The organism is Candidatus Eisenbacteria bacterium, from assembly GCA_030017955.1.
Taxonomy (GTDB): Bacteria; Eisenbacteria; RBG-16-71-46; order JASEGR01; family JASEGR01; genus JASEGR01.
Genome location: JASEGR010000248.1, coordinates 1 through 508 on the forward strand (window position 1 = coordinate 1; position 508 = coordinate 508).

The 508-nt window shown below is 53.9% G+C and carries 1 protein-coding gene; it reads right to left on the minus strand.

All coding sequences use genetic code 11. The annotated features are described in order from the left end of the window. Window positions 1-60 precede the first annotated feature (60 nt). Window positions 61-351 (minus strand): MTH1187 family thiamine-binding protein, encoded by a 291-nt coding sequence (locus tag QME66_14055; protein MDI6810061.1) that lies wholly within the window; start codon window positions 349-351, stop codon window positions 61-63. Between the last annotated feature and the right edge of the window lie 157 nt (window positions 352-508).

The window sequence follows — 508 nt, forward strand, 5'->3', positions numbered from 1 at the left end:
CCCAAAAGTCCGGTTTTGAACCTTAAATAGTCCGGTTTTCAACTTTCCCTAACATCTTAGTCAAGGTGTTGCCGAGCGTTTCTTACCTTCGATAGTGAGGCTCTTGTCTCTTCTATCATCGATCTTCAGAGTCGTCAGAACTCGCTTCGCCCCACGATTGAAGCACGCCTCATGCATCTTTTTGGTTACACCAATGACCTTTTCGAGTTCCCCCTCGACATTCGTCCCCATGGAGGTGAGCTCAAACTTGAGCCCGCTTTCCTGAGCTATCCTCACGGCTTCCCTCACGAAATCTCCGACACCTGTCGAGCTTGTCCCAATCGGTACGACACTTATTTCAGCTACGACCATTCCATCCACCTCCTGTCGAGCCGCACAGAGCTCGTGTCCGCTTCCCCGACGTGATCTGCGACTATCGTTCGTGGCGCCGCTGTGCGATGGCGATGAGCGTTTGCTGGCTCCGCTCCGGGATGACCCATCTACGGCTTGCCAGGCGGGGAATCCTTGC